At 53.1% G+C, this 561-nt stretch carries 1 protein-coding gene; it reads left to right on the plus strand.

Annotated features, from left to right (window positions below):
* Window positions 1-236 precede the first annotated feature (236 nt).
* A partial coding sequence (locus tag EOB49_RS34575; RefSeq protein WP_164781961.1) for a hypothetical protein occupies window positions 237-561 on the plus strand: 325 nt, incomplete at its 3' end.

A 561-nucleotide genomic window follows, 5' to 3' on the forward strand; every position in this document is an offset into this window, starting at 1 on the left:
GATTAACTGTCTGAATTTACTCAATTGCCGCACTTTTGCTGGTGCCCCCGGACGGCGCTAAATGCCAAATCCAACTGAGGCGTTCCACCCGAACTAACCGTTAAAAATCAAGGGGGTAGAAGGGGCTCTTCCCCCGAAGCGGTTAAGCTCGGTGTACCTCTTTGTGCCCGAGCGGTGTACCTTCTGTCAAGGCAGATACGATGTCCGCGTTGGCCGTCTTTCTGGTAGTCTGTCGCATGGACGATACCGAAGCACTGCCCCCAAAGATGCAATTCAATATCGACTTCAACAAGCTGAAGGCGGTGGCCGAAGTCGGAGTGCGGAGGGCGTCTGTTTTCATGGGGGTCGGTACGAACGCTACAGCGGTAGATCCGCCTATCTCGCATATCCTTTCCGACAATGTGCAGTTCCATTTCGTGCCGCCCGACCCGGCCGACGAAATGAAGCGGCACTACCTTGAGGAGTTTGAAAGCTGGACCATCGGCAACTGTCTAAGGGATTTGGCCGACAGTTTTTCTATGTTCCTAACGGAGGCATTTTTCATACACCTCCTCCTTCAAA

This window comes from Mesorhizobium sp. M7A.F.Ca.MR.148.00.0.0 (genome assembly GCF_003997735.1).
GTDB lineage: Bacteria > Pseudomonadota > Alphaproteobacteria > Rhizobiales > Rhizobiaceae > Mesorhizobium.